The organism is Pedobacter sp. FW305-3-2-15-E-R2A2, from assembly GCF_038446955.1.
Classification (GTDB): Bacteria; Bacteroidota; Bacteroidia; order Sphingobacteriales; family Sphingobacteriaceae; genus Pedobacter.
In genome coordinates this window covers 966,149-987,411 of record NZ_CP151803.1, presented here as the reverse complement: position 1 = coordinate 987,411, position 21,263 = coordinate 966,149, and the positions used below count along the sequence as shown (strand labels likewise).

The following is a 21,263-nucleotide window of genomic DNA, read 5'->3' as shown; positions in this document are numbered from 1 at the left end:
GGAATGGAAATTAACAGCATCAGCAGAATCTCATTATTTTGTACGCGTTTCAGTGCAGCGTTTAAATTGTTCAAAAAGAATGATCCCTTACGTCTTGCAGGAGCAACTGCTTTTTTTGCCAATTTCGCCATCCCTCCTATTCTCATTATCCTGATCCGGCTGTTTGGCTTTTTTATGGACCGGAAAACCCTGGTGAACCGTTTGTTTGAGCGCCTGGGCAGTGTGCTGGACGATAGCAGTACCCTTCAGATCCGGCAGACTTTAAGAAACATAAGGGGTGTTGATCATGAGTGGTACGCGACGGTATTGAGTTTTATCTTTTTCATCTTTGTGGCCACCACCCTGTTCGCAGTGATTAAGAATTCCATGGACCAGATCTGGTCGATCGGAATCAAGGATAAAGCAGGTTTCTATTTTAACATGAAACTCCGGGCACGTTCTTTTGTCATCATCCTGCTGGCGGGTCTTTTGTTTTTTGTCGGCCTGCTGACGGATAGTGTTCAGGCGATTATTGGGGTATACCTCAATAATGCGGCCCCTACCTTCGGAAAATTCTTTCTTTCGGTATTAAACCAGGCTTTATTTGTGGTAATTGTGACGGTTTGGTTTTCGGTTTTGTTCCGTTTTCTGACGAATGGACGTCCGACCTGGAAATCAGCGATTCATGGAGGCATCCTGACGGGGATCTTATTTACGGCAGGAAAGTATATTTTAAGGATTATGTTGCCCCTGAGCGGGATAGGCAATATTTATGGAACTTCAGGCTCTATCGTCCTGATCATGTTATTTGTATTCTATTCTTCTTTCATTTTTTATTTCGGCTCCTGCTATGTAAAAGTGCTGAGTGACGACAAAAACACTCCCATACGCCCAATTAAAGGCACATTCAATTACGAAATCAAAGAGGTGATCAAGGATCCTAACAAACCTGAGGAGAAGTAATCTTCTCAAATCCCTGCATCTCAAATACAGCCAGCTTACTCAATAAGTTATAATGAAGGGTTCCGAAAAAGTTCACGATTCCTTCTTTATTTTTTCCTTCAATACAAATGCTTTCCTTTACCACTTCCTGGTGTTTCAAAATCTGGTCAGACAAGATGACATCTTCGTCCTGAATTCTAACATCATCAGCTTCGATAGAGAACTGTTTTAGGAGCTCAGAGAAGCTCTTTCCGTTTAATAATAACTCTTTGATATTCATAGTCGTATTAATTAAGTTAGGGAGAATGATACTGTCAATTTTAAAGCCAAAAAAAGGGATAAGCAATTGATGCTCACCCCTTTTCAACAAAATGTTGAAAACTTTTGTTTTTAGAATAAGCGGTAAGCCAATCCTAAAGTAAACAGACCTAGTTTTTTAGCATTATAGTCGTCTTTTCCAATTTTAGAAAGACCTTGTTCGTACCTCAGGTCGATGCCTAATTTGCTGATGTCTAATCCAGCGCCAAACTGCCATGCAAAGTTCTGATCTTTAAAGTTTCCTTTAAGTGCTGAGCTTGTTGCATCACCGATAGACTGGTCTTTATTCAAGATAAAAGAAACCACAGGACCAGTATTTAAACGAATACCAACACCTGCTGCTCCGATTTTTGTACCGACCAAAACCGGGATATCCAAACTGGTAAAGTTGACTTTATTCTCTACACCAGCATCGTCTTTTAAAGTTGTATTTTTTCCTGAGATGTAAAGCTCCGGTTGCAGGTGAATTCCTGCAGCACCGATACGCGCCCAGACACCACCATAATATCCTGCTCTGTTTTCGCTGTCAAAAGTACCTTTGGTGCTAAATTTTGTAAGGTTGGCACCACCTTTTAGTCCGAATTGAAAACTAGGTAACACCTGACTAAAAGCCATCATGCTAGAACAGATGAATAATGCAGATAAGATTATTTTTTTCATAATTTGATGATAAGTTGATATGGATAACTGTGATGTAAAACTAAGAATATTTTTAATTCATAACTAAAATACGTAGTTTTATATTAGCAATCATTAAGTATGGGGTATATTTGAGGCGTCTTACTAATTGCATTCTCATCTACTATTTAAATGGATTTTACATTTAATGTCTACTCCTTATTTTTAATATTCTCCGGGAGTATCATGCTTTTTTTCTCCTGGTATGCTTATAAAAAAAAGCATGGCGCGGTGCAGGTATTTGGCTTAATGATGCTATCCAACGCGATCTGGTCCCTGGCATATGGACTTGAGCTGGCCAGCTCGGAATTAGATCAGGCCAAGTTTTTCATCAACATCGAGTATATCGGAATTACCACACTCCCCCTTTGCTGGGTTTTATTCTGTTTAAAAATAGCAGGTAAGGAAAAGTGGTACAGAAACCCTTTAAATATTTCTATTTTAATTGGGGTCACGGTAACAATTCTGCTGCTGGTCTGGACAAATAGCTTCCATCACTTGCATTATAAAGACTACTACATGGATAAAACGGGAGAATTTCCAATGGTATACATTGTACCGGGGATCTCTTATAAATTGTTTACCGGATATTTCTATCTATTACTCGGCTTCGGCAGCTATTTATTAATTGCCACCTTTCGCAAAGCTGATCCGATCTATAAAAGTCAAAATTATAGTGTCGTCATCGCAGCAATCATTCCATGGATAACGAATATTGCCTATATCCTGGGATTCCGTCCGGTTGGAAATTTAGACCTTACTCCTTTTTCTTTCGCGGCAACGATTTTCTTCATCGCCATTGCGATCTACAGGTTCAAGCTCTTTGATGTATTGCCGATTGCCAGAGAAAAAGTACTCGATCTAATTCAGGACGGCTTTTTGGTAATCGATAAAAAGAACCGGGTGATTGACTATAACAACGCTTTCAGAAAATACCTGACGAACCCGAACAGTAAAAAGATCATTGGGACACAAATTGAAGCGCTCTTTCCCCAGCAGAAGGCTTTCTTTGATTTTCTGGAAACACATCGGTCGGGAAAAATAGAGTTGCATATAGACAGTCAGTCTGGTCCTGTTGACTTGGAAGCTGACATCTTATACCTCGATGAGAACCGGCTGAATAATGATGCGACCATCATTAAATTACAGGACCTCACCCATTTTAAGCAGGAAGCGCTGAAATCGCAACAGCAAACTGAAGAGCTCAAAAAACTCAATCAATTAAAAGACAGGATCTTTTCAATCATTGCCCATGACTTACGGGGTCCATTGGTAAACCTGTCTGAAGTTCTCAAAATGATTTCGAACAACCTGATCACGATTGAGGAGTTTAAAGAACTGTCTCCAATACTCAACAAAGACATCTTATATACCACAGATTTATTGGAGAATATCCTGCATTGGTCGAGAAGCCAGTTAAAAGGTTATGGCATCAGCAAAGAGTATTTTGATTTGAAAAGTATGATCGTTAATGAAGTTAATTACCATTTACCTTCTGCTGCCTCAAAAAATGTACAGATTATACAGGACGTATTTCCGGGAAATATCGTCTACGCAGATATGCTAATGATTCAGATTGTGGTACGAAACCTATTGAGCAATGCCATAAAGTTCTGTTATGAAGGCTGTGAGATTGACATCACCGCAGTTTATCAGAAGGGACAGATGTTGCTTTCCATTGCTGATAATGGAACCGGGATTAAAAAAGAGGCCTTGAAAAAGCTATTTGGCGGTGATAATATCTCCACCAGAGGGACAATGAACGAAAAAGGAACCGGCCTTGGACTAATGGTATGCAAGGAATTTATGGAAAGGAATGAAGGCCACATTAGCGTAGAAAGCGAATTCGGAAAAGGCACCACCTTCCACCTGTTTATTCCTATTGAACCCACATCAGGAATGGGGTAATCACAGAAAAAGCCAGCAATTGTGCTGGCTTTTTCTGTGATTTGTCTGGCTAGTTACCAGTGGCATCATTAATTGCCTGTCTTTCTTTTAACGCATCTACGTTGTTTTTATCTCCAAAGTTTTGAGTTTTATCTGCAAAATACTGAAGGATGCCTACGATAGTATCCAGGTTATCTGAAACCCTTTGGTGCATATCAGGCAGGTCTTTATCTAGTCTTTTATCTCCCAATTCAATATTGTCAACTTCGATCTTCCCTATCTTCTGGATGATCGCCTGCTGCGAGTGTTGTAAATCTTCCAACTCTCTGACAATCTTCTCCATTAATTCAAACTTTTTTAAAGTATCCATATGCTTTTATATTAATATTATCAATTGATGTATACCTTAACCAACCGTTTAACAGGCCAATATGTTTTCTTTTTTTCGATAAAAAGCAGATAATGATATTCAGATTTGGATTATTAACGAATAACTAATAACTTAGTTTATCAATTACCGATTTCGAAAACCCTATTATAATTGATGAAACCGTCATCAGCAGGCGGCTTCATCACCATAAAAAATATACTGATGAAAAAGCTTCTTTCCCTCCTTTTGATTTTTGCAAACGTTCAATTTGTACAGGCACAAGTGGTAGATAAAGAGAAATTACTTGACTATTTTCAAACCCAGCGCTATGCAGAGGCCGCACAGTACCTGCAAAGCACCTATAAGGAAGATACCAAAGACCCGAAGGAACTCTCTCAGCTTGCCTACGCTTACCTGATGGCCGGAAAACTTCCAGAAGCAGAAAAGAATTATCTGAAGCTGTATGCGGAAAAGCCAGCTGACATTTCAGGGTTGTTTAACCTCGCCAATATCAATATCAGAAGGGGGAATAATATCAAAGCAAAAGAATACTTCAACGAGGTCCTTAAACTGGATAGCAATAGCTTTAATGCCTATAAGCAACTCGCCAGAATCGCGAAAGAACAGGCGGAAATTGGTCCGATGATCGCCAACTTACAAAAGGCAAATAAAATAAATCCAACGGATGCAGACGTTGTTTTTGACCTTTGTGAGATTTATTTTAAGAGTAATTTATTCCAAAAAGCAGAAGATATTCTGGAACCGGCACTCAAAGCAGACAGCAGCAATTTTCAGTTGCTCAAAATGAAAATGCCGGTGAGCATGGGTTCAAAAAAATATAAGGTAGCCATTGAAACGGGAGAAAAGCTACTCAGCTATGGAGATAGCTCTACTTTTGTACTCAACAACCTTGGCAAGAGCCATTTTTTGCTCTTGGAATACCAAAAGGCTTTAGATTATTTTTTAAAGATTAAAAGTACTTCCGCCGAAAATGAAGGTCTGCTCTACAATATTGCATTGAGCTATCGCGGGATTAAAGACTATAAAAATGCAGTGCCTTATTTAGAAAAAACGATCAAGGCTGCCATTTCTCCGGGAGTGGCAAGTTATTATGGTCTTTTGGGAGATTCTTTTGAGAACATCGATAAGAATGAACAGGCAAATACAGCCTACAAAAGAGGATTGCTCTTTGAAAACAACGGCAGTTTATACTACAATATCGCCCTTGTATATGAGAACAAATTCAATGATAAAAAAAATGCGATCAGCTATTACAATCAATACCTGAAAACGATTAATCCGCAGGAACAACCCAAGCTGATCACATTTATAAAAAATAAAGTAGAAGAATTGAAAAGGTAATTACGAACGGCCAACTAAGCGGGCCACATATTTACCAATGATATCAAATTCAATATTTACGGCATCACCCACATTGACCTGGTGAAGGTTGGTATGGTCAAAGGTATAAGGGATGATGAATACAGAAAATTCGTCATCCGCCGAACCGACTACTGTTAAACTGATCCCATTCACGCAAACAGAACCTTTTTCTACGGTCACATTTCCATTTTTGGAATCGTATTTAAAGCGGTATTCCCAACTGCCATCCAGCTCCTCTCTCTTTACACAAACTGCTGTCTGATCCACATGTCCCTGCACAATATGTCCATCAAGACGTCCATTCATTTGCATGCAACGCTCCAGATTTACCTTACTTCCGACCTTTAAATCATCAAGGTTGGATTTTTCCAGGGTTTCCTGAATTGCAGTTACGGTATGCGTATTTTCAGTCAATGCGATAACAGTTAAGCAAACCCCGTTATGTGACACACTTTGGTCGATCTTCAGTTCATTGCTCAATTCAGACTGAACGACGAAATGAAGGTTAGTTCCTTCCTCCCTGATACTTTCTATTTCTCCTAGTGTTTCAATTATTCCTGTAAACATCTGCGTATTTAATTATAATTTGTTCTGTTTCTTTTCCAGTTGCTGACTTGTTCTGCCTGAAGTGCTTCATTGACCAGGGTAGTTGTCTTTTTATAAAACATCGCTCCTGCCAATGCGGCGATCAGTGCTTCCTCCGGATTTTCTTCCTTTAAGCGTTCCGGGTTAAAGTATTTACTGACAAAATGCGTATTGAAATTTCCCGATCTGAAGGCCTCATGCTGCATGACAAATTTACCAAAAGCCAGGGTAGTTTTGATCCCGGTAATGTGATATTCGTCAATCGCGCGAATCATGCGGTCCATGGCTTCTTCCCGCGTCTTGCCGTAAGTAATCAGCTTAGCGATCATGGGATCATAATAAATCGGAATCTCCATCCCCTGCTCAAAACCATCGTCCACCCGCACCCCATTCCCTTTCGGTGTTTTATAGGTTTCCAGCAGGCCTATATCAGGCAGGAAATTATTTTCAGGATCTTCCGCATATACCCTCAACTCCATCGCATGGCCATTAATGTGAAGGTCTTCCTGACGATAGGAAAGCTTTTCACCCCTGGCAATTTTGATTTGTTCCTTGACCAGGTCCAGTCCGGTGATCATTTCCGTTACCGGATGTTCTACCTGCAATCGGGTATTCATCTCCAAAAAGAAGAAGTCCAGATTTTCATCCAGAATAAACTCCACTGTTCCGGCGCCTACGTAGTTTACCGAGCGGGCTACATCAACTGCACATTTCCCCATCTTCGCACGGATTTCTTCCGTAAGCACGCTGGAAGGAGCTTCTTCCACCACTTTCTGATGCCTGCGCTGAACAGAGCAATCTCTTTCAAAAAGGTGGACAATATTGCCATGGGTATCTCCCAGTACTTGTATTTCTATATGTCGCGGGGAAGATACGTAACGTTCAATAAAGACAGAACCATCACCAAAAGCAGAAGTTGCTTCACTTACCGCCAATTGCATCTGCTCCTCAAAATCGGAAACCTGCTCCACCACCCTCATTCCTTTTCCACCACCACCGGCAGCAGCTTTAATCAGGATTGGAAAACCAACCTCTACTGCTCTTAATTTTGCCTCGCTGACATCTGTAATCGCCTCTTCCGTTCCTGGTACCATTGGAATCTGATACTTTAAGGCCGCTGCTTTTGCAGACAACTTATTTCCCATGATCTCCATTGCCTCGGGTGTAGGGCCGATCAGAATTAGCCCTGAAGCTTTCACCAATCGTGCAAAAGAAGCATTCTCTGATAAGAAACCATATCCGGGATGAATGGCTTCAGCGCCGGTAATTTTACAGGCCTCAATGATTTTCTCTCCTAACAAATAACTTTGACTGGAAGCCGCAGGACCAATACAAATGGCTTCATCTGCATAACGCACATGAAGTGCTTCCCGGTCGGCTTCAGAATAAACGGCTACGGTTTTTATGCCCATTTCACGTGCAGAGCGCATAATTCGCAATGCGATTTCGCCTCTGTTGGCTATAAGGATTTTCTTCATTTAATAGGTTATTTATGCCCCGTTGGGTGCAAATGTATTATGTTTTCTATCGCCATGTCGACCATTTCAGAAGAAATGTCAAGATGTGTCACGATTCTGATATTAGTACCCATCATATTACAGGCAATTCCCTTTTCGGCCAGCAGGTGGATGATGTTTTCTGCTTTAAATCCTGCAGCAACTTCAAAAATCACAATATTGGTCTCCACAGGCATGACCGAAGCCACATAATTCAAAGGACTTAATGCTGCTGCCAGGGCTTTGGCATGCTGATGATCAATGGCCATACGATCTATGTGATGATCAAGTGCATAAATTCCTGCGGCAGCCAGAAAACCCGATTGACGCATTCCACCACCAAAGGCTTTCCTGATTTTGTTCGCCTTCCTAATGGTTTCTTTAGAGGCAAGAAGTACCGACCCTACCGGAGCGCCCAGTCCTTTAGAAAGGCAGATGGAAATGCCATCGAAATACTGTCCATAGTTCTTTGCATGATCGCCGGTGGCAACCAACGCATTGAAAATCCGGGCACCATCCAGGTGAAGCTTTAACCCCTTAATGTTACATAAGGTATGAATGGGCTCGATCTGCGTTAAATTATAACAGGCTCCCCCACCCTTATTGACGGTGTTTTCAAGGACCACCAGGCTGGAGTTCGGATAGTGAATATTTTCTTCGTTAATTTCAGGCTCAATCAATTCCGGGGTTAGTATCCCTCGATTGCCGTTCAGCAGTCTGACAGAAGCCATAGAATGATAAGCAATTCCTCCGCCTTCGTAACGGTAGACATGTGACGACTGGTCGCAAATCACCTCGTCCATAGGCTGGGTGAAGCATTTGATGGCAATCTGATTGGTCATGGTTCCTGAGGGGCAAAAAAGCCCTGCTTCCATATTGAACATCGTTGCGAGTTTGGTCTCCAGTTTATGAACCGTCTCATCTTCTCCAAACACATCATCACCCACCTTTGCACTCATCATTGCAGCAAGCATACCTTCCGTTGGCCTGGTTACAGTATCGCTTCTAAAATCAATTTTTATTGCCATAGTCATTTACGAATGAATACAAATATTCAAAAAATCCGGCGATCTATCTTCTATTTACAAACTAAACCTTTGTGTAAAACTATTGTTAAGTTTCTTCCCCTCTTTTTTAAATTTTATGCCTTTTTATAAAAATTGGCTATAAATGGGTACTAAATCGTTTAACAATTGCCCAATTGAGGTTTTTTTCTATGCCAAAAGCGCAGTTTGACCCAATAAAAAAAACCTTTCTTGTAAATGCTTGATTTTAAATTTGGATTTCAAAATAACAAGCGTATTTTAGCTTAGTGTTTTTTTAACAATATGGTAACCTTAAATCAATAAATAAAATTACAAAAAACCGCGTTTTTAACCATTTAAAAGCGGATAATTATTTAAAAACTTAAACTAAAGAATTACATTTATGAAAAAAAACCATACAAAAGTGTTAGGATTATTTACTTTTATCCCGAAAAAAACAAATTAAGATGATAGTTATTGCAGATGGTGGTTCAACCAAAACCAATTGGTGTTTAATTAATGAAGCAGGTAGGAAAATTCATTTTAATACAGAAGGATATAACCCATACTTCTCAGATACAGAATATATTGTTGGTTCGTTAAAAAAATCTCTTCCGGATCATTTAGAAACAGAGAAACTAACTCAGGTCAACTATTACGGTGCAGGTTGCTCCACTGATGCCAAGCGCAAAATTGTAGCAGATGCCATGCAACAGATTTTTCCGAATGCGGAGATCAATATAGGCCATGATTTATTGGCTTCCTGCAGAGCATTATTAGGCGATGAGCCGGGTTTTGCTGCCATCCTTGGAACAGGAACAAATTCCTGCTTATATGACGGTAAAGACATCTCCCTGAACATTGATTCTCTGGGTTACTTCCTTGGAGATGAAGGTAGCGGATGTTTCATCGGAAAAAGAATTCTGAGTGATTATATGAAAGGTTATATGCCTAAAGGTCTTAGAGAAAGTTTTTATGATAACTTCGCTTTAACCAATGAGGATATTTTTGACCACATCTATAACAAACCACTTCCAAACCGCTTCTGTGCTGGTTTCAGTAAGTTCTTATACGACTTCAAAGACAATTATGAAGACTATACGTTCTCTACAGTAGATTATGCATTTACAGCGTTCTTTGAGAACCTGGTGATTCATTATCCGAATTATAAAGAGTACTCATTAAACTGTGTAGGGTCTGTAGGTTACAGCTTCAGAGACATCCTGAGCATTGTGGCAGACAGATACGAGATGGGCGTAGGCAAGATCATCCGCTCTCCTATAGATGATCTGGTAGATTACCACATCTCCGCAGTAAATAAATAAACTATTCAAAGCAGCTTCCTTAAAAAAGCTGCTTTTTTTTAAATGATAAAAGCCCAAATGAATCCATTTGGGCTTTTAGGCTAGCTATCCAGCTGTTTCAGGACAGGCTCTTTCTTTTTTCAGAAGGAAATCTCTTTTCCAAACAACTTCGCATATTTGCGTTTATCAAATTTATATAGCGTTGCTGCACGAAAGGACACTCCTTTTTGTTTTTCATCCAGGTCTTTCAGCACGCCGAAGCTCAGCATCTTTTTCCTGAAGTTTCTTTTGTCCAGTTTTTTATTCAAAATGATTTCATAAACATTCTGCAACTGGGTAAGCGTAAACTTCTCCGGCAACAACTCAAAAGCAATGGGCTGATGTTTAATTCTTCTCTTAATTTTTTCCAGACCTTTATCAAAGATCTGCTGATGATCAAATGCCAGCTTAGGCAGATCCTTTACATTAATCCAATGTGCCTGTTTGGCATAATTGCTCAATGGCTTTAAAGCTTTATCTCCTCCCAGCCTCAGGAGCGCATAATAGGCAATACTGACTACCCTACCCTGAGGATGTCGGTTCACATCACCGAAAGTATAATACTGCTCCATGTAAACGTCGCCAAGTCCAGTTAGCTCATGCAAAATCCTGGACGCACTCTGGTCCAAACTTTCATCTTCGGAAACTATATTCCCCGGCAGGGCCCACCAGTCCTTAAACGGTTCTTCATTCCTTTCGATCAAAAGAATTTTCAATTCTCCTTCATCAAATCCGAACAACACACAATCAATCGAGAAAGTGGAATTAAATTTTGGTAAGACTTCTTTCAAAATATTAAATTTTATTTTACAAACTTATTTCTTAAATCGGCCTTCAAATCTCTTTTAGGCACCTCATTTTTTTAGATTACTTGATCTTCTCTATCTTTTTTCCCTTTTTTCCCTCCTTATTATTGGAGCTAATCTTTTAAAGTTCTTAAATAATATCCTGTTTTAACAAGATTAACAGGATTTAAGTTAAAAACAAAATGAAAAAGAGAATTATAGAAAAAATGTTGCAAATATTCTTTCAGCCGTTTTTCTACAGGAGCAATTATGAAGATGGGTAAAAGAAAGCGCAGGAACTCCTTCTGCTATTACACCAAATTTAATTCTGAATTTTTCCATACTCTTTTATATATTGCAGCTGCTTATCATCTGGATTAAGGTTTTCGTCTCATTTTTAGAAATGGATGAATCGGCTTTTGCCAGAATATTGTCAGAATCTGGAAGAAGGGATTCCAGACTAAGGTGAGGTAAGGGCCCATAGGATTAATCCTGTTTTTCTCTTTTATTCCAAATAACAGCTTAAAAACAGGTTTAAAACGCATGTAATAAACTTATTATTCTTTTTGAAACGTAAACAAATTGGAACACGGTTTTTGTGTTCCGGCAGGAAATTTAAAAATAAATTACTTAGTGTAAAAAATACACGCTATATTCGTAATCATAAATCATGAAACCAAATATTAAAAATATCGCCGTATTAACATCAGGAGGAGATGCTCCCGGAATGAATGCCTGCATCAGAGCAGTAGTACGGACCGGAATATACAATGGTATCAACATGTTTGGGGTTTTGCAGGGATATCAGGGATTGATCAGTAACAACATCAAGCCTATGGATGCAAGATCCGTTAGTAACATCATTCACCTTGGTGGTACCATATTAAAGACCGCACGTTGCCTTGAGTTTAAAACTGAAGAAGGAATGGAGCTGGCTTTTCAGAACTTAAAAGCCCGTGACATTGATGGATTGGTCGTAATCGGAGGAGATGGAACCTTTACAGGTGCGCAACGCTTCGGTAAAAAATTCGGCATCCGGGTGATCGGAATTCCAGGAACAATTGACAATGATTTATACGGTTCTGACTTTACGCTTGGATACGATACGGCTATAAACACCGTTATTGAAGCGATAGATAAAATCAGAGATACTGCAGATTCCCATGACCGCTTATTTTTTATTGAAGTAATGGGCAGGGATTCGGGATGTATTGCTTTGAGAAGTGCCATCGCCAGCGGTGCAGAAGCAGTGTTGTTACCGGAAAAGGAAACAAGTCTGGATGAGCTGATTTCTCAGCTGGAAGTAGGTGCTTCTACAAAAAAATCTTCCAGCATCGTTATTGTATCTGAAGGACATAAAGATGGTGGTGCTTACGATGTTGCGAAAAAAGTTAAGGAAAGATTTAACCACTATGACACGAAAGTAACTATATTAGGACATCTCCAACGTGGCGGTAGTCCAAGTAGTTTCGACCGGATTTTAGGAAGTCGTTTAGGCTTTGCAGCCATCAACGAACTGCTAAAAGGAAGTACCATGCAAATGGTTGGTCTACGTGGTAATGATGTAAAGACAACAAGTATAGATGAAGCGTTAACAAGACATACGTTCAAACTGGAAAGCGATTTGTTGGAGATGACTAAAGTTTTATCAATATAATTATGATAGCAGTAGTTTATAGCGGATCAAAAACAGCCTTCTGGAAAATTGCCAGAGATGGGAAAACCATTGCAGAATGTAGTATGCCGGGAATTAATCCTTGCTTTAATGATCAGAAATCTATACTCCAGTTTTTAAATAAAAAATCCATCCTGGTGAACCATGCGGAAAGCATTAAGAAAATCTATGTTTTCGCTGCCGGTGCTTCATCAGAGGAAAGAAGGAATGAGCTTGCCGAAACTTTAGGCCAATTCTTCAGGTATAGCAAAATATCTGTTAAAGATGACCTTTATGGTGCTGCATTAGCTTCTTGCTATAACAACAGTGGGATTGTCGGACTCTTGGGTAGCGGTGCAAACTGTGCTTATTTTGACGGTAAGAATCCGGAGAAGAACAATTTTGGACTAGGCTATATCCTGGGAGATGAAGGTTCTGCAAATTACCTGGGAAAAACACTTCTGAAGAATTTTGTACAGGAAAAGTTACCTGCAGACCTACAGAAGAAGTTTGAGGTTAAATATAACCTTGACCGCCCACAGATTTTAGAACGCGTTTATAAGCGCCCGATGGCGCAACAGTTCTTAAGTTCTTTCTTTGACTTTTTCCTGGAAAACAGAACGGATAAATTCCTTCTGGACATCATCGAAAAAGGTTTTGAAAGTTATTTTAATACTTATTTACTGCCAACAATGAAATTACACCCCGGAAAAGAAATACATTTTGTAGGTCTTGTTGCGGGAAACTTCCAGGAGGAATTGCGGGCGACTGCAAAAAGACACCAGCTGGAAATTACATCGATTACTAAAGAACCGATATATAATTTACTAAACTACTATTCAAATTAACAAAATGAGCAAAATTGGAATAAACGGCTTTGGCCGTATCGGCAGACTGGTTTTTAGAGCTGCTTTAAAAAGAGGATTAGATATTGTTGCGATCAATGATTTAGTGGAGCCGGATTACATGGCTTATATGTTAAAGTACGACTCTACTCACGGCCGTTTTGATGGTACAATTGAAGTAGTAAACGGACACCTTGTAGTAAACGGAAAAACCATCCGCATCACAGCAGAAAGAGATCCTGCAAACTTGAAATGGAATGAAGTAGGTGTAGAAACTGTAATTGAGTCGACTGGTTTGTTCTTAACTCAGGCTGATGCAGAGAAACATATTCAGGCAGGTGCTAAAAGAGTTGTTCTTTCTGCTCCGGCTAAAGATGATTCGATCCCTACCTATGTAATGGGTGTAAATCACGAACAGTTAACTGCTGATCAAACTGTGGTTTCCAACGCTTCTTGTACGACTAACTGTTTAGCGCCAATCGCTAAAGTATTAAACGATAAATTCGGTATCATCGAAGGTTTAATGAGTACAGTACACGCGGTTACTGCAACACAAAAAACAGTAGATGGTCCTTCGGCGAAAGACTGGAGAGGTGGACGTGGAGGTTTCTCTAACATTATCCCTTCTGCAACAGGAGCTGCTAAAGCGGTTACAAAAGTAATCCCTGCTTTAAAAGGAAAATTAACAGGTATGGCTTTCCGTGTACCGGTAGCTGACGTATCTGTAGTTGATTTAACGGTACGCTTAGAAAAAGCGGCTACTTACGAAGAAATTAAAACTGCCATGAAAGAAGCCTCTGAAGGTTACTTGAAAGGTGTATTAGGATATACAGAAGATGAAGTTGTTTCTTCTGACTTTATAGGAGATGATCATGCGTCAATTTTCGATGCAAATGCAGGTATTGCATTAAATGACAACTTCGTAAAAGTGGTTTCCTGGTATGATAACGAATGGGGCTATTCTAATGCATTAGCTAAATTCGTAGAGTACTACGGAAATTTAAAGTAAAACCCGTTCATACAGGTTTATATTTGGTTAGAAAAGGGATGTGTCTGGATGGAACATCCCTTTCTTGTTTTTATTGATCAATAGTATTATTTCCTAAGGAATCATCCTATTCTTTTTTATCTTTGCAGAAAATTAATTTTCCTTTCTTACTTACTGGTTATGAAGCTATTCTTATATGCCCTTGCTTTAATCACTCTTTCTGTTGGATGCAATAAAAAAGAGGAACAAACGAAAACCTACCTTCCAAGGATACTCACCAAAAATGAAGGCTTTAACCGTTATCCGGAACAAAAATCGGATTCCCTGACCATTTATAACGTGGTTAATAGCAATCCTCAACAATTCAGCGTAAGGTTTAGAGATACTATAGTTCGCATTCAAACCGATGCCTCCGACAAGAGTAAATCCAGTGATAAATTTACTTCTGCTCAGTTCATCAATACACAAAAAACATGTTTATTGGTCCAGCTGGCCGACAGCACAGGATTAGTTGCTCCATCTTACCTGATCAGCCTTAAGGGAAAGGGGTTGGAAGTGATCAGTTTGTACCGCGCTTCCAGTGGCAGCCAGGATCAAAAATTTAGTAAAGGAATCAATAGAGTGGGTGCTGCAGGCTATCTGGTAGACAATGATTTCTTTATTACGAACGTGAATGCCAAGGTTTACCTCCTAAAAAGACAAAATCCTGCAGAAAGAATTCAGGGCCAGTTTTTATTGATGTCTCCAGACAGACAAACTGCGGTCTTCCTGGTTCAAAGATCTTTATACCAGGTTCACTATCCTTCAGCTGAAGTATCAACAGAAGTATTAAAGGGAGATGTTCCTCAGGATATCCCAGGGGTATATGCCTGGATTCAAAACAACTATAGTTTTCAGAAAAACAAAAAAAGCATTTCATTTCTGAAATACAATGACGACGACAGGATCGTGGACATTAAAGAATTCAAGTAGCGTTAAACCTTGAATTCGTCTAGTGAATAAGGAAGTTCCTCGCAGAGGAAGCCATTGTCCATTAGAATCTGTCTTACCGCCGCAACACAGGGAACCGAGCTCACCACCCTCAGGATCTTATCGACATCCTCAAAGGCAAAGGACCAGTTCTTTTCCCCGAACAGGGTGTTCATAATTGGCTTTATAGAGATCAGGTCGCTTTTTCCCTGAACTGAAGTTTTAAAAATAACAATATTCATTGCTGTAGGATTTAATATTTCTAAATGTGATGGTGGGCAATTGTGAACCTCAATGCTCCTCATCTGATATTTAAATTAAAGATGCAGTTTCTATTAAAATAACTAAAGTACCTCATGGCTAAAGTGGACAAAAACACCGCCGAACGGCAGAAATTTACCGGTAAATGAATTTCCCGATTTTATGATAACTTTGCACCCGTTAAAAGTCATTAATTGAGAAGATTCGTCTGCATTTTATTACTCCTGATCATCGCCCTGCAATCCTTTAATAAGGCAGGGATTATGCTGGCGTTTAAAATGAATCAGAATTACATTGCCAATGCCCTTTGTGAGAATAAAGACAAGCCTCAAATGCATTGTAACGGCAGGTGCGTTTTAGCAAAAAAACTAAAACAGGCCGAGCAAAATGAAGAAAAGCAAAGAGCTCAAAGTCAGGAGAAAGCAAATGTTCTTTTTTTCTGCAGAATGAACCGGATTAAAATAGTAGAATGCCTGCTGTCACTTCAAAGAAGAGACTTTAATCCCTTTTACCTTCATTTTAAACCTTCCTCATTTTCCAACGATATTTTTAAACCACCCCAGTTCAGGGCTGCTTAATCTTTTTATTTTTTGAAAATTCTATTTCCGCATGGAACACGACTTCATTTAAAGAAGCCTGTCTTTTGTTGAAGAATTTTTCCTGAAAATATAAGTCTTTCATCTCCCTAATACAGACCCTGCTTTTTAGCCTGGTCTCCTTCATTATTTTAAAAAAAACAAATACAAAAATGAAAATCAAGGTTTTCTCTATTATATTTTTATTCCTCCTCAGCAGTAAATTACTTGCACAATCAGGCACCGGATCGTTAAAAGGCAATATCGTGTCCTTTCAGGGGGAGCCCCTATCAGGTGCTTCCATTCAGTTCCAAAACACGGACATCCGCACGAAAACGGATTTAGAAGGAAATTTCATTTTAAATGCTATTCCTGCCGGAATTTATATGCTGATCGTTTCTAATGTCGGATATACTGCCAGTAAACAAGACCTGATCATCAAAACGGGAAAAACTGCGATCCTCAACTTACAATTGTCTAAAAGTAAGCAAGAATTGAAAGAAGTGGTCATTAGTGGTATAAAGAATCCATATCAGGTTCAAAATTCCAGCAGTTCTACCCGAATGGATGTTCCATTATTAAGTACGCCCCAATCGGTACAAATCATATCGGCTCAGGCGATAAAAGACCGTCAGGCTTTCACCTTAAACGAGATCGCAGGTACGTTTACGGGAATGAAAGCAAATAATGGAAATGGCTCTTTCAATATGCGTGGATTCACCGCTTATTCGCCAACAGATGCCAGTTTTCTACTGTATAACGGAATCCGGGGAAATCTATTTTTATGGAGTCAGCAGCCCTTGTTGTATAATGTAGAGTCAGTGGAGCTTTTACGTGGTCCCTCGGGCGCTTTATTTAGTGAAGGTGCACCCGGTGGTGTGGTCAATTTCATGACCAAAAAACCAATGGCGCAAAACAGATACGGCATAGAATTAGCGCTGGGCAGCTGGAATTTCCGCAGGGCATCCCTTGACCTGACAGGACCATTGTCCGGAAATAAGAAACTGCTTTACCGCGCTATTATAGGATATGACAAATCGAAAAGCTTTCGTGACGGTCAAAACAAAGAAAACATCTTCATTGCCCCTTCCTTAACTTACCTCTTTTCTGATAAAACAGATTTGAATCTGGAAATCAATTATGCTTATCAAAAGACCGTACAACAGTACGACAATGGGACCTTTATCCGCACAAGACCGGATGGCACTTTTGATTTCAATTATTACCCGGATCACTTAACGGTTCAAAGTCCTACGGATTATGGAAAAACCCATAACACTTCGGCAACACTGACCTTCAATCATCGTTTCAATGACCGTTTGAAAATGACCGCAGTTCAAAGAGTAGTCAATAACATACTGGATTATACCGATCACATACCTGTAGGGAAGATTAAAAATGATTCCATCAGCAGAGGTTACCAGGATTGGGAAACCAATCGTTTCAGTCTTCAGACCACCGCTTATTTAGCTTATGAAACGAAAACAGGTCCCTTAAAACATCAATTGATCGGAGGTGCGGATTACAATAGATACGGATGGACTAAAAATGATTACCAATACAAAGCGGCCTCCAGAATTTCGATATTTAATCCTGATTATAGTAATGATCCACCGGCAGCTTCGGTTGCAGCAGAAGAGTCTGATGACAACAAACGCATTACAAATCTGGTAGGCATATACCTGCAAGACCAAATCAGTTTCGGCAGACAGTTAAAAGCATTACTATCCCTGAGGTACGATTCGTACAATGCAAAAGAAACACCACTTTCGATCAGGGACAATAAACAGGGTGATGAGTTACAGGCTTCAGGTCTCATCCCTCGCCTGGGATTGGTATACCTCCCAGCTGAAAATATCTCCATTTACGGGACTTATCTTAAATCATTTAATCCTCAGACTTCCAACAATGTACTTTCCGGAGGCCCCTTCCCTACCCGCAAAGCGACGCAATATGAAATTGGATATAAAGGTGATTTCTTTAACCGGCAGTTGTCAACCAATGTATCGCTTTACCAAATCAATTATGCCAATATTCTGGCACCTGCACCAACAGAAGAAAATTCCCACCGTCAGGCTGCAATTGATGGAACACGAAGCAGAGGAATCGAATTTACCGCTATGGGAACGATACACAACTTTAATGTAATAGCGGGATATGCGTATAATGAACACGTCATATTAAGCACAAGCGCTTTTGGAAAAAAAGGGGATCGTTTTAACAATGCACCTAAACATATGGCCAATCTGTGGTTAAAATATAACGTCAATAGCGGTCTGATTAAGGGCCTGGGAATTGCTGGCGGTCTAAGGTATGTAAGCAATCAGGTTGGTCTCATTAGCAACCAGAATTTTCTATTTCCGGAATACACGGTAATTGATGCCGCCGTTAACTACCGCAAGGGTCGATACAACCTCCAGTTTAATGCGTACAACCTAACGGATAAACATTATTTCACAGGCAGCAGGTCAAGTACGGTAACCGGAGGTCTGGGAGATCCTTTTAACTACAGAATTGGTTTAAGTTACCAGATCAAATGAGAAAAATAAATTTCACACGGGTCCTGATTTTCTCTTTACACAGCTGGCTGGGCCTGATCAGCGGCATCTTCCTTTTGTTGTTGGGGCTGAGTGGCTCTGCAGGACAGCCATGGCCACTGGATACTATTTATAGGAGCATTGGTCAGCAGCACCCAAATTTAACCGGCATAGCCTGGCTAAATCCCAATGCAACAACTGAGGAAGCGTATGAATTCCGGTTGTACCAGAATGACGGAAAAATCAGCACTTATGATTTAGGGATGATGAGTATTGATCCATATTCTGGGAAAAGATAGAGGCTACCTTCTTTCCCTTACACGCAGGCACTTTCGGCGGTACTCCGGTTAAAGCACTATATGTGATGATTGGTTTGCTACCCGGTTTACTCTCCATTACAGGAGCCTTGCTTTGGTGAAGAAAAGTAAAAAAACGATACCATTAAGCTAATTATATATTTTGGCATAATTCATGTATACATAGCAGAAATTAAGATAACGATATTTAAGAAAAAACCGTTTCATACAGGTTTATATTTGGTTAGAAAAGGGATGCGTCTGGATGGAGCATCCCTTTCTTGTTGTTACGCTAAAGTCTACAAAATTCATTTATTGATGATTTTTTTACTAAATTTGTTAGTAATGAAATCCTCCGGAACTGCCGATCTGCCACTACATTATGGCTATGTGCCCAAATGGCTTGCAGAACGCATGTCTCGTTTAGGGCTTGCCATCACAGAAGCAATCATTGCAGAATATGGCACGGCCGAAGTCTTACGTCGTTTAAGTGATCCATTCTGGTTTCAAAGCCTGGGTGCGGTAATGGGAATGGACTGGCATTCCTCAGGGATTACCACCTCAGTAATGGGCGCTTTAAAAGGGGCCATCAATCCCAGGAGCAAGGAATTGGGCATTTATATTTGCGGAGGAAAAGGCCTGAAGTCCAGACAAACTCCGGCTGAATTGTTAAACATCGCTCAACATACCGGTCTTGACGGCAATGAACTGGTAAGGTGTAGCAGGTTGAGTGCTAAGGTAGACAATACCGCTATCCAGGATGGCTTCCAGCTCTACACCCATAATTTTATAGTCAATTCAGCGGGATTGTGGACTGTCGTTCAGCAAGGAATGCGAAATGATAGTGCTACTGCCAGAAGGTACCACTGGCACTCTTCTGCTCTGGCTTCTTTTGTAGAAGAACCTCACACCGGAATTTGTGGCATCAACCAGGGCCAGATCTTAAATCTTGTTGCAAAAGAAGCTCGGACTTCCCGCAGCACCATGTTATCCATGACAACAGAAAGTCCGGAACGCATCCTCAAAGAAGTCAGAAAACTGATCATGCCCAACCGTCATGAAGTAAAAGCAAAAGATATAGACCTAAAACGCCTGGGTGCCATGTTATGGCTCACACAAGAAAAACGTCCGGCAGATTTTGAAGAATTGCTATTACTGGAAGGTCTTGGACCAAGAACATTACAGTCTCTGGCATTGGTTAGTGAAGTTATTTATGGGACGCCTTCCCGTTTTACAGACCCTGCACGTTTTTCCTTCGCCCATGGCGGAAAAGATGGTCATCCTTTTCCTGTTCCCCTAAAAGTCTATGATGAGACGATCCAGGTGCTTGGGAAAGCCATCCAGCAAGCCAGGATCGGTCAGTCGGACAAACAACAGGCGATCCTTAAATTAGGAGAACTTGCCCGAAAAGCAGAAAAAGACTTCATGCCAAATGATAATTTTGAAGAATTGATTCAAAAAGAACGCAACGATTCCTGGAAATATAGAGGTAAAACTGTTTTTGGTGATGCAAAACCTCCCTCAAAGAATCAACTCAGTTTGTTTTAATTGCAATAAGTACCAAATTACCTGTTTAAACATCTTGTTTTTTTCGTAGAATAATTAATATTTCTTAGTCAGGTTATTCTTTTATAGGGGATTAATTCCGTTATTTGTTCAATTTATATTTAGAAATACCAACAAAACCTTTTAATGCAGTTTAAACAATTCTCCTGGCAAATTGCCTGGGATTACCCGCCATTCAGACTTAAATTTATCCTGGGAATCTTTATTCTTGCATTGATTCTGATTTTTATCCCCCATTTCTTCTCCTATGTTGAAAATAGGGAGAAAGGATATACACTCAATGACTGGGTATTGGCTCAGATTCCGGCTATTGACGTTTCTCTGTATATATTTATTTTACTTTACGGAATGTCTATCTTTTTTCTGATACGCATGTCCAGAAACACTTCGATTTGTCTCACCGCATTATGGGCCTATATATTTCTTTGTGCGGCAAGGATCATTACCATTTCCATCGTTCCTCTTCATCCGCCAAAAGAAATCATAGAACTGGTAGATCCCTGTTCCATAGTCTTCTACGGTTCGAATGTGATTACAAAAGACCTTTTCTTTTCCGGACATACAGCTACGCTCTTTCTGGGTGCCTTATGCCTGGAGAAAAAGCGAGAGAAAACAATTGCCTTTATCGCTTCCGGAATCATCGCGGTGTTGCTATTGGTTCAACACGTACATTATACGGCAGATGTAATTGCCGCGCCTTTCTTTAGCTGGATCTGCTGGTATTTCGGAAAATCAATAGAGAAATTATAAGCAGCTTTCTTTAGGGAGAATAGTAAACGGC

21 protein-coding genes are annotated in these 21,263 nt (G+C 40.0%); 13 read left to right on the top strand and 8 right to left on the bottom strand.

Going from position 1 to position 21,263, the window contains the following annotated elements; translation table 11 throughout:
- Positions 1 to 3 precede the first annotated feature (3 nt).
- Positions 4 to 942, top strand: a complete 939-nt coding sequence (locus tag AAFF35_RS03930; protein WP_342331109.1) for a YihY/virulence factor BrkB family protein — start codon at positions 4 to 6, stop codon at positions 940 to 942.
- Here AAFF35_RS03930 and AAFF35_RS03925 read toward each other — a convergent pair.
- Both AAFF35_RS03925 and AAFF35_RS03920 read right to left on the bottom strand, forming a co-directional pair.
- Complete coding sequence (locus AAFF35_RS03925; RefSeq protein ID WP_074609990.1) at positions 920 to 1,201, bottom strand: hypothetical protein; 282 nt, start codon at positions 1,199 to 1,201, stop codon at positions 920 to 922. The genes AAFF35_RS03930 and AAFF35_RS03925 overlap by 23 nt on opposite strands.
- A 110-nt stretch (positions 1,202 to 1,311) precedes the next feature.
- Entirely contained in the window at positions 1,312 to 1,899 is a 588-nt protein-coding gene (locus AAFF35_RS03920) for a porin family protein (protein WP_342331108.1), read from the bottom strand.
- Between the two features lie 150 nt (positions 1,900 to 2,049).
- Here AAFF35_RS03920 and AAFF35_RS03915 point away from each other — a divergent pair, with 150 nt between their 5' ends.
- Positions 2,050 to 3,825 (top strand): histidine kinase N-terminal 7TM domain-containing protein, encoded by a 1,776-nt coding sequence (locus AAFF35_RS03915; protein WP_342331107.1) that lies wholly within the window; start codon positions 2,050 to 2,052, stop codon positions 3,823 to 3,825.
- Positions 3,826 to 3,874: 49 nt separating this feature from the next.
- Here AAFF35_RS03915 and AAFF35_RS03910 read toward each other — a convergent pair whose 3' ends face one another.
- The gene (locus AAFF35_RS03910; protein WP_124579654.1) at positions 3,875 to 4,174 is read right to left on the bottom strand and encodes a hypothetical protein; all 300 of its coding nucleotides are present in this window, start codon (positions 4,172 to 4,174) and stop codon (positions 3,875 to 3,877) included.
- A 222-nt stretch (positions 4,175 to 4,396) separates the two neighbouring features.
- On the opposite strand from AAFF35_RS03910, the gene AAFF35_RS03905 reads away from it, so the two are divergent.
- Positions 4,397 to 5,536 carry a tetratricopeptide repeat protein gene (locus AAFF35_RS03905; RefSeq protein WP_342331106.1) on the top strand — a complete coding sequence of 380 codons (1,140 nt, stop codon included), beginning with the start codon at positions 4,397 to 4,399 and terminating at the stop codon, positions 5,534 to 5,536.
- Here AAFF35_RS03905 and AAFF35_RS03900 read toward each other — a convergent pair whose 3' ends face one another.
- Genes AAFF35_RS03900 through AAFF35_RS03890 form a run of 3 tightly spaced genes read right to left on the bottom strand, consistent with a single transcriptional unit; the run spans position 5,537 to position 8,666 of the window.
- Positions 5,537 to 6,124, bottom strand: a complete 588-nt coding sequence (locus AAFF35_RS03900; RefSeq protein ID WP_342331105.1) for a riboflavin synthase — start codon at positions 6,122 to 6,124, stop codon at positions 5,537 to 5,539. It lies immediately after the preceding gene.
- Positions 6,125 to 6,132: 8 nt separating this feature from the next.
- On the bottom strand, positions 6,133 to 7,620 hold the full coding sequence (accC, locus tag AAFF35_RS03895; RefSeq protein WP_342331104.1) for an acetyl-CoA carboxylase biotin carboxylase subunit: 1,488 nt from the start codon (positions 7,618 to 7,620) through the stop codon (positions 6,133 to 6,135).
- 8 nt (positions 7,621 to 7,628) lie between these two features.
- Positions 7,629 to 8,666 (bottom strand): GntG family PLP-dependent aldolase, encoded by a 1,038-nt coding sequence (locus tag AAFF35_RS03890; RefSeq protein ID WP_342331103.1) that lies wholly within the window; start codon positions 8,664 to 8,666, stop codon positions 7,629 to 7,631.
- Positions 8,667 to 9,130: 464 nt separating this feature from the next.
- On the opposite strand from AAFF35_RS03890, the gene AAFF35_RS03885 reads away from it, so the two are divergent.
- A complete protein-coding gene (locus AAFF35_RS03885; RefSeq protein ID WP_342331102.1) occupies positions 9,131 to 9,988 on the top strand; it encodes an N-acetylglucosamine kinase in 858 nt (285 codons plus the stop codon).
- A 119-nt stretch (positions 9,989 to 10,107) separates the two neighbouring features.
- Here AAFF35_RS03885 and AAFF35_RS03880 read toward each other — a convergent pair whose 3' ends face one another.
- Positions 10,108 to 10,797: an NUDIX domain-containing protein gene (locus AAFF35_RS03880; protein ID WP_074609385.1), complete on the bottom strand. Its 690-nt coding sequence runs from the start codon at positions 10,795 to 10,797 to the stop codon at positions 10,108 to 10,110.
- A gap of 664 nt (positions 10,798 to 11,461) precedes the next feature.
- Between AAFF35_RS03880 and pfkA the strand changes: the two genes are divergently transcribed.
- From pfkA to AAFF35_RS03860, 4 genes are all read left to right on the top strand, one after another.
- Positions 11,462 to 12,448, top strand: a complete 987-nt coding sequence (gene pfkA / locus AAFF35_RS03875; protein ID WP_342331101.1) for a 6-phosphofructokinase — start codon at positions 11,462 to 11,464, stop codon at positions 12,446 to 12,448.
- A 2-nt stretch (positions 12,449 to 12,450) separates the two neighbouring features.
- On the top strand, positions 12,451 to 13,293 hold the full coding sequence (locus AAFF35_RS03870) for a hypothetical protein (RefSeq protein WP_074609380.1): 843 nt from the start codon (positions 12,451 to 12,453) through the stop codon (positions 13,291 to 13,293).
- A gap of 4 nt (positions 13,294 to 13,297) precedes the next feature.
- Complete coding sequence (gene gap / locus AAFF35_RS03865) at positions 13,298 to 14,299, top strand: type I glyceraldehyde-3-phosphate dehydrogenase (RefSeq protein ID WP_342331100.1); 1,002 nt, start codon at positions 13,298 to 13,300, stop codon at positions 14,297 to 14,299.
- A 159-nt stretch (positions 14,300 to 14,458) separates the two neighbouring features.
- On the top strand, positions 14,459 to 15,250 hold the full coding sequence (locus AAFF35_RS03860; protein WP_342331099.1) for a hypothetical protein: 792 nt from the start codon (positions 14,459 to 14,461) through the stop codon (positions 15,248 to 15,250).
- A 2-nt stretch (positions 15,251 to 15,252) separates the two neighbouring features.
- On the opposite strand, the gene AAFF35_RS03855 is transcribed toward AAFF35_RS03860, so the two are convergent.
- Positions 15,253 to 15,489: a hypothetical protein gene (locus AAFF35_RS03855; protein ID WP_342331098.1), complete on the bottom strand. Its 237-nt coding sequence runs from the start codon at positions 15,487 to 15,489 to the stop codon at positions 15,253 to 15,255.
- Positions 15,490 to 15,702: 213 nt separating this feature from the next.
- On the opposite strand from AAFF35_RS03855, the gene AAFF35_RS03850 reads away from it, so the two are divergent.
- The 5 genes from AAFF35_RS03850 to AAFF35_RS03830 all read left to right on the top strand — a co-directional run bounded on the left by AAFF35_RS03850 (position 15,703) and on the right by AAFF35_RS03830 (position 21,232).
- The gene (locus tag AAFF35_RS03850) at positions 15,703 to 16,086 is read left to right on the top strand and encodes a hypothetical protein (RefSeq protein ID WP_342331097.1); all 384 of its coding nucleotides are present in this window, start codon (positions 15,703 to 15,705) and stop codon (positions 16,084 to 16,086) included.
- A gap of 170 nt (positions 16,087 to 16,256) precedes the next feature.
- Positions 16,257 to 18,623, top strand: coding sequence for a TonB-dependent receptor (locus AAFF35_RS03845; RefSeq protein WP_342331096.1), 2,367 nt, complete (start codon positions 16,257 to 16,259; stop codon positions 18,621 to 18,623).
- Entirely contained in the window at positions 18,620 to 18,919 is a 300-nt protein-coding gene (locus AAFF35_RS03840) for a hypothetical protein (RefSeq protein WP_342331095.1), read from the top strand. Before AAFF35_RS03845 ends, AAFF35_RS03840 begins: the two co-directional genes overlap by 4 nt.
- 342 nt (positions 18,920 to 19,261) lie before the next feature.
- The gene (locus AAFF35_RS03835) at positions 19,262 to 20,464 is read left to right on the top strand and encodes a DUF763 domain-containing protein (RefSeq protein WP_342331094.1); all 1,203 of its coding nucleotides are present in this window, start codon (positions 19,262 to 19,264) and stop codon (positions 20,462 to 20,464) included.
- A gap of 144 nt (positions 20,465 to 20,608) precedes the next feature.
- Complete coding sequence (locus AAFF35_RS03830) at positions 20,609 to 21,232, top strand: phosphatase PAP2-related protein (RefSeq protein WP_342331093.1); 624 nt, start codon at positions 20,609 to 20,611, stop codon at positions 21,230 to 21,232.
- Positions 21,233 to 21,263: the final 31 nt, after the last annotated feature.

Excerpts from the sequence above, each read along its gene's own strand:
- AAFF35_RS03930 (WP_342331109.1), top strand. The coding sequence starts at position 4 with ATGGAAATTAACAGCATCAGCAGAATCTCATTATTTTGTACGCGTTTC.
- AAFF35_RS03925 (WP_074609990.1), bottom strand. The coding sequence starts at position 1,201 with ATGAATATCAAAGAGTTATTATTAAACGGAAAGAGCTTCTCTGAGCTC.
- AAFF35_RS03920 (WP_342331108.1), bottom strand. The coding sequence starts at position 1,899 with ATGAAAAAAATAATCTTATCTGCATTATTCATCTGTTCTAGCATGATG.
- AAFF35_RS03915 (WP_342331107.1), top strand. The coding sequence starts at position 2,050 with ATGGATTTTACATTTAATGTCTACTCCTTATTTTTAATATTCTCCGGG.
- AAFF35_RS03910 (WP_124579654.1), bottom strand. The coding sequence starts at position 4,174 with ATGGATACTTTAAAAAAGTTTGAATTAATGGAGAAGATTGTCAGAGAG.
- AAFF35_RS03905 (WP_342331106.1), top strand. The coding sequence starts at position 4,397 with ATGAAAAAGCTTCTTTCCCTCCTTTTGATTTTTGCAAACGTTCAATTT.
- AAFF35_RS03900 (WP_342331105.1), bottom strand. The coding sequence starts at position 6,124 with ATGTTTACAGGAATAATTGAAACACTAGGAGAAATAGAAAGTATCAGG.
- accC (WP_342331104.1), bottom strand. The coding sequence starts at position 7,620 with ATGAAGAAAATCCTTATAGCCAACAGAGGCGAAATCGCATTGCGAATT.
- AAFF35_RS03890 (WP_342331103.1), bottom strand. The coding sequence starts at position 8,666 with ATGGCAATAAAAATTGATTTTAGAAGCGATACTGTAACCAGGCCAACG.
- AAFF35_RS03885 (WP_342331102.1), top strand. The coding sequence starts at position 9,131 with ATGATAGTTATTGCAGATGGTGGTTCAACCAAAACCAATTGGTGTTTA.
- pfkA (WP_342331101.1), top strand. The coding sequence starts at position 11,462 with ATGAAACCAAATATTAAAAATATCGCCGTATTAACATCAGGAGGAGAT.
- AAFF35_RS03870 (WP_074609380.1), top strand. The coding sequence starts at position 12,451 with ATGATAGCAGTAGTTTATAGCGGATCAAAAACAGCCTTCTGGAAAATT.
- gap (WP_342331100.1), top strand. The coding sequence starts at position 13,298 with ATGAGCAAAATTGGAATAAACGGCTTTGGCCGTATCGGCAGACTGGTT.
- AAFF35_RS03860 (WP_342331099.1), top strand. The coding sequence starts at position 14,459 with ATGAAGCTATTCTTATATGCCCTTGCTTTAATCACTCTTTCTGTTGGA.
- AAFF35_RS03855 (WP_342331098.1), bottom strand. The coding sequence starts at position 15,489 with ATGAATATTGTTATTTTTAAAACTTCAGTTCAGGGAAAAAGCGACCTG.
- AAFF35_RS03845 (WP_342331096.1), top strand. The coding sequence starts at position 16,257 with ATGAAAATCAAGGTTTTCTCTATTATATTTTTATTCCTCCTCAGCAGT.
- AAFF35_RS03840 (WP_342331095.1), top strand. The coding sequence starts at position 18,620 with ATGAGAAAAATAAATTTCACACGGGTCCTGATTTTCTCTTTACACAGC.
- AAFF35_RS03835 (WP_342331094.1), top strand. The coding sequence starts at position 19,262 with ATGAAATCCTCCGGAACTGCCGATCTGCCACTACATTATGGCTATGTG.
- AAFF35_RS03830 (WP_342331093.1), top strand. The coding sequence starts at position 20,609 with ATGCAGTTTAAACAATTCTCCTGGCAAATTGCCTGGGATTACCCGCCA.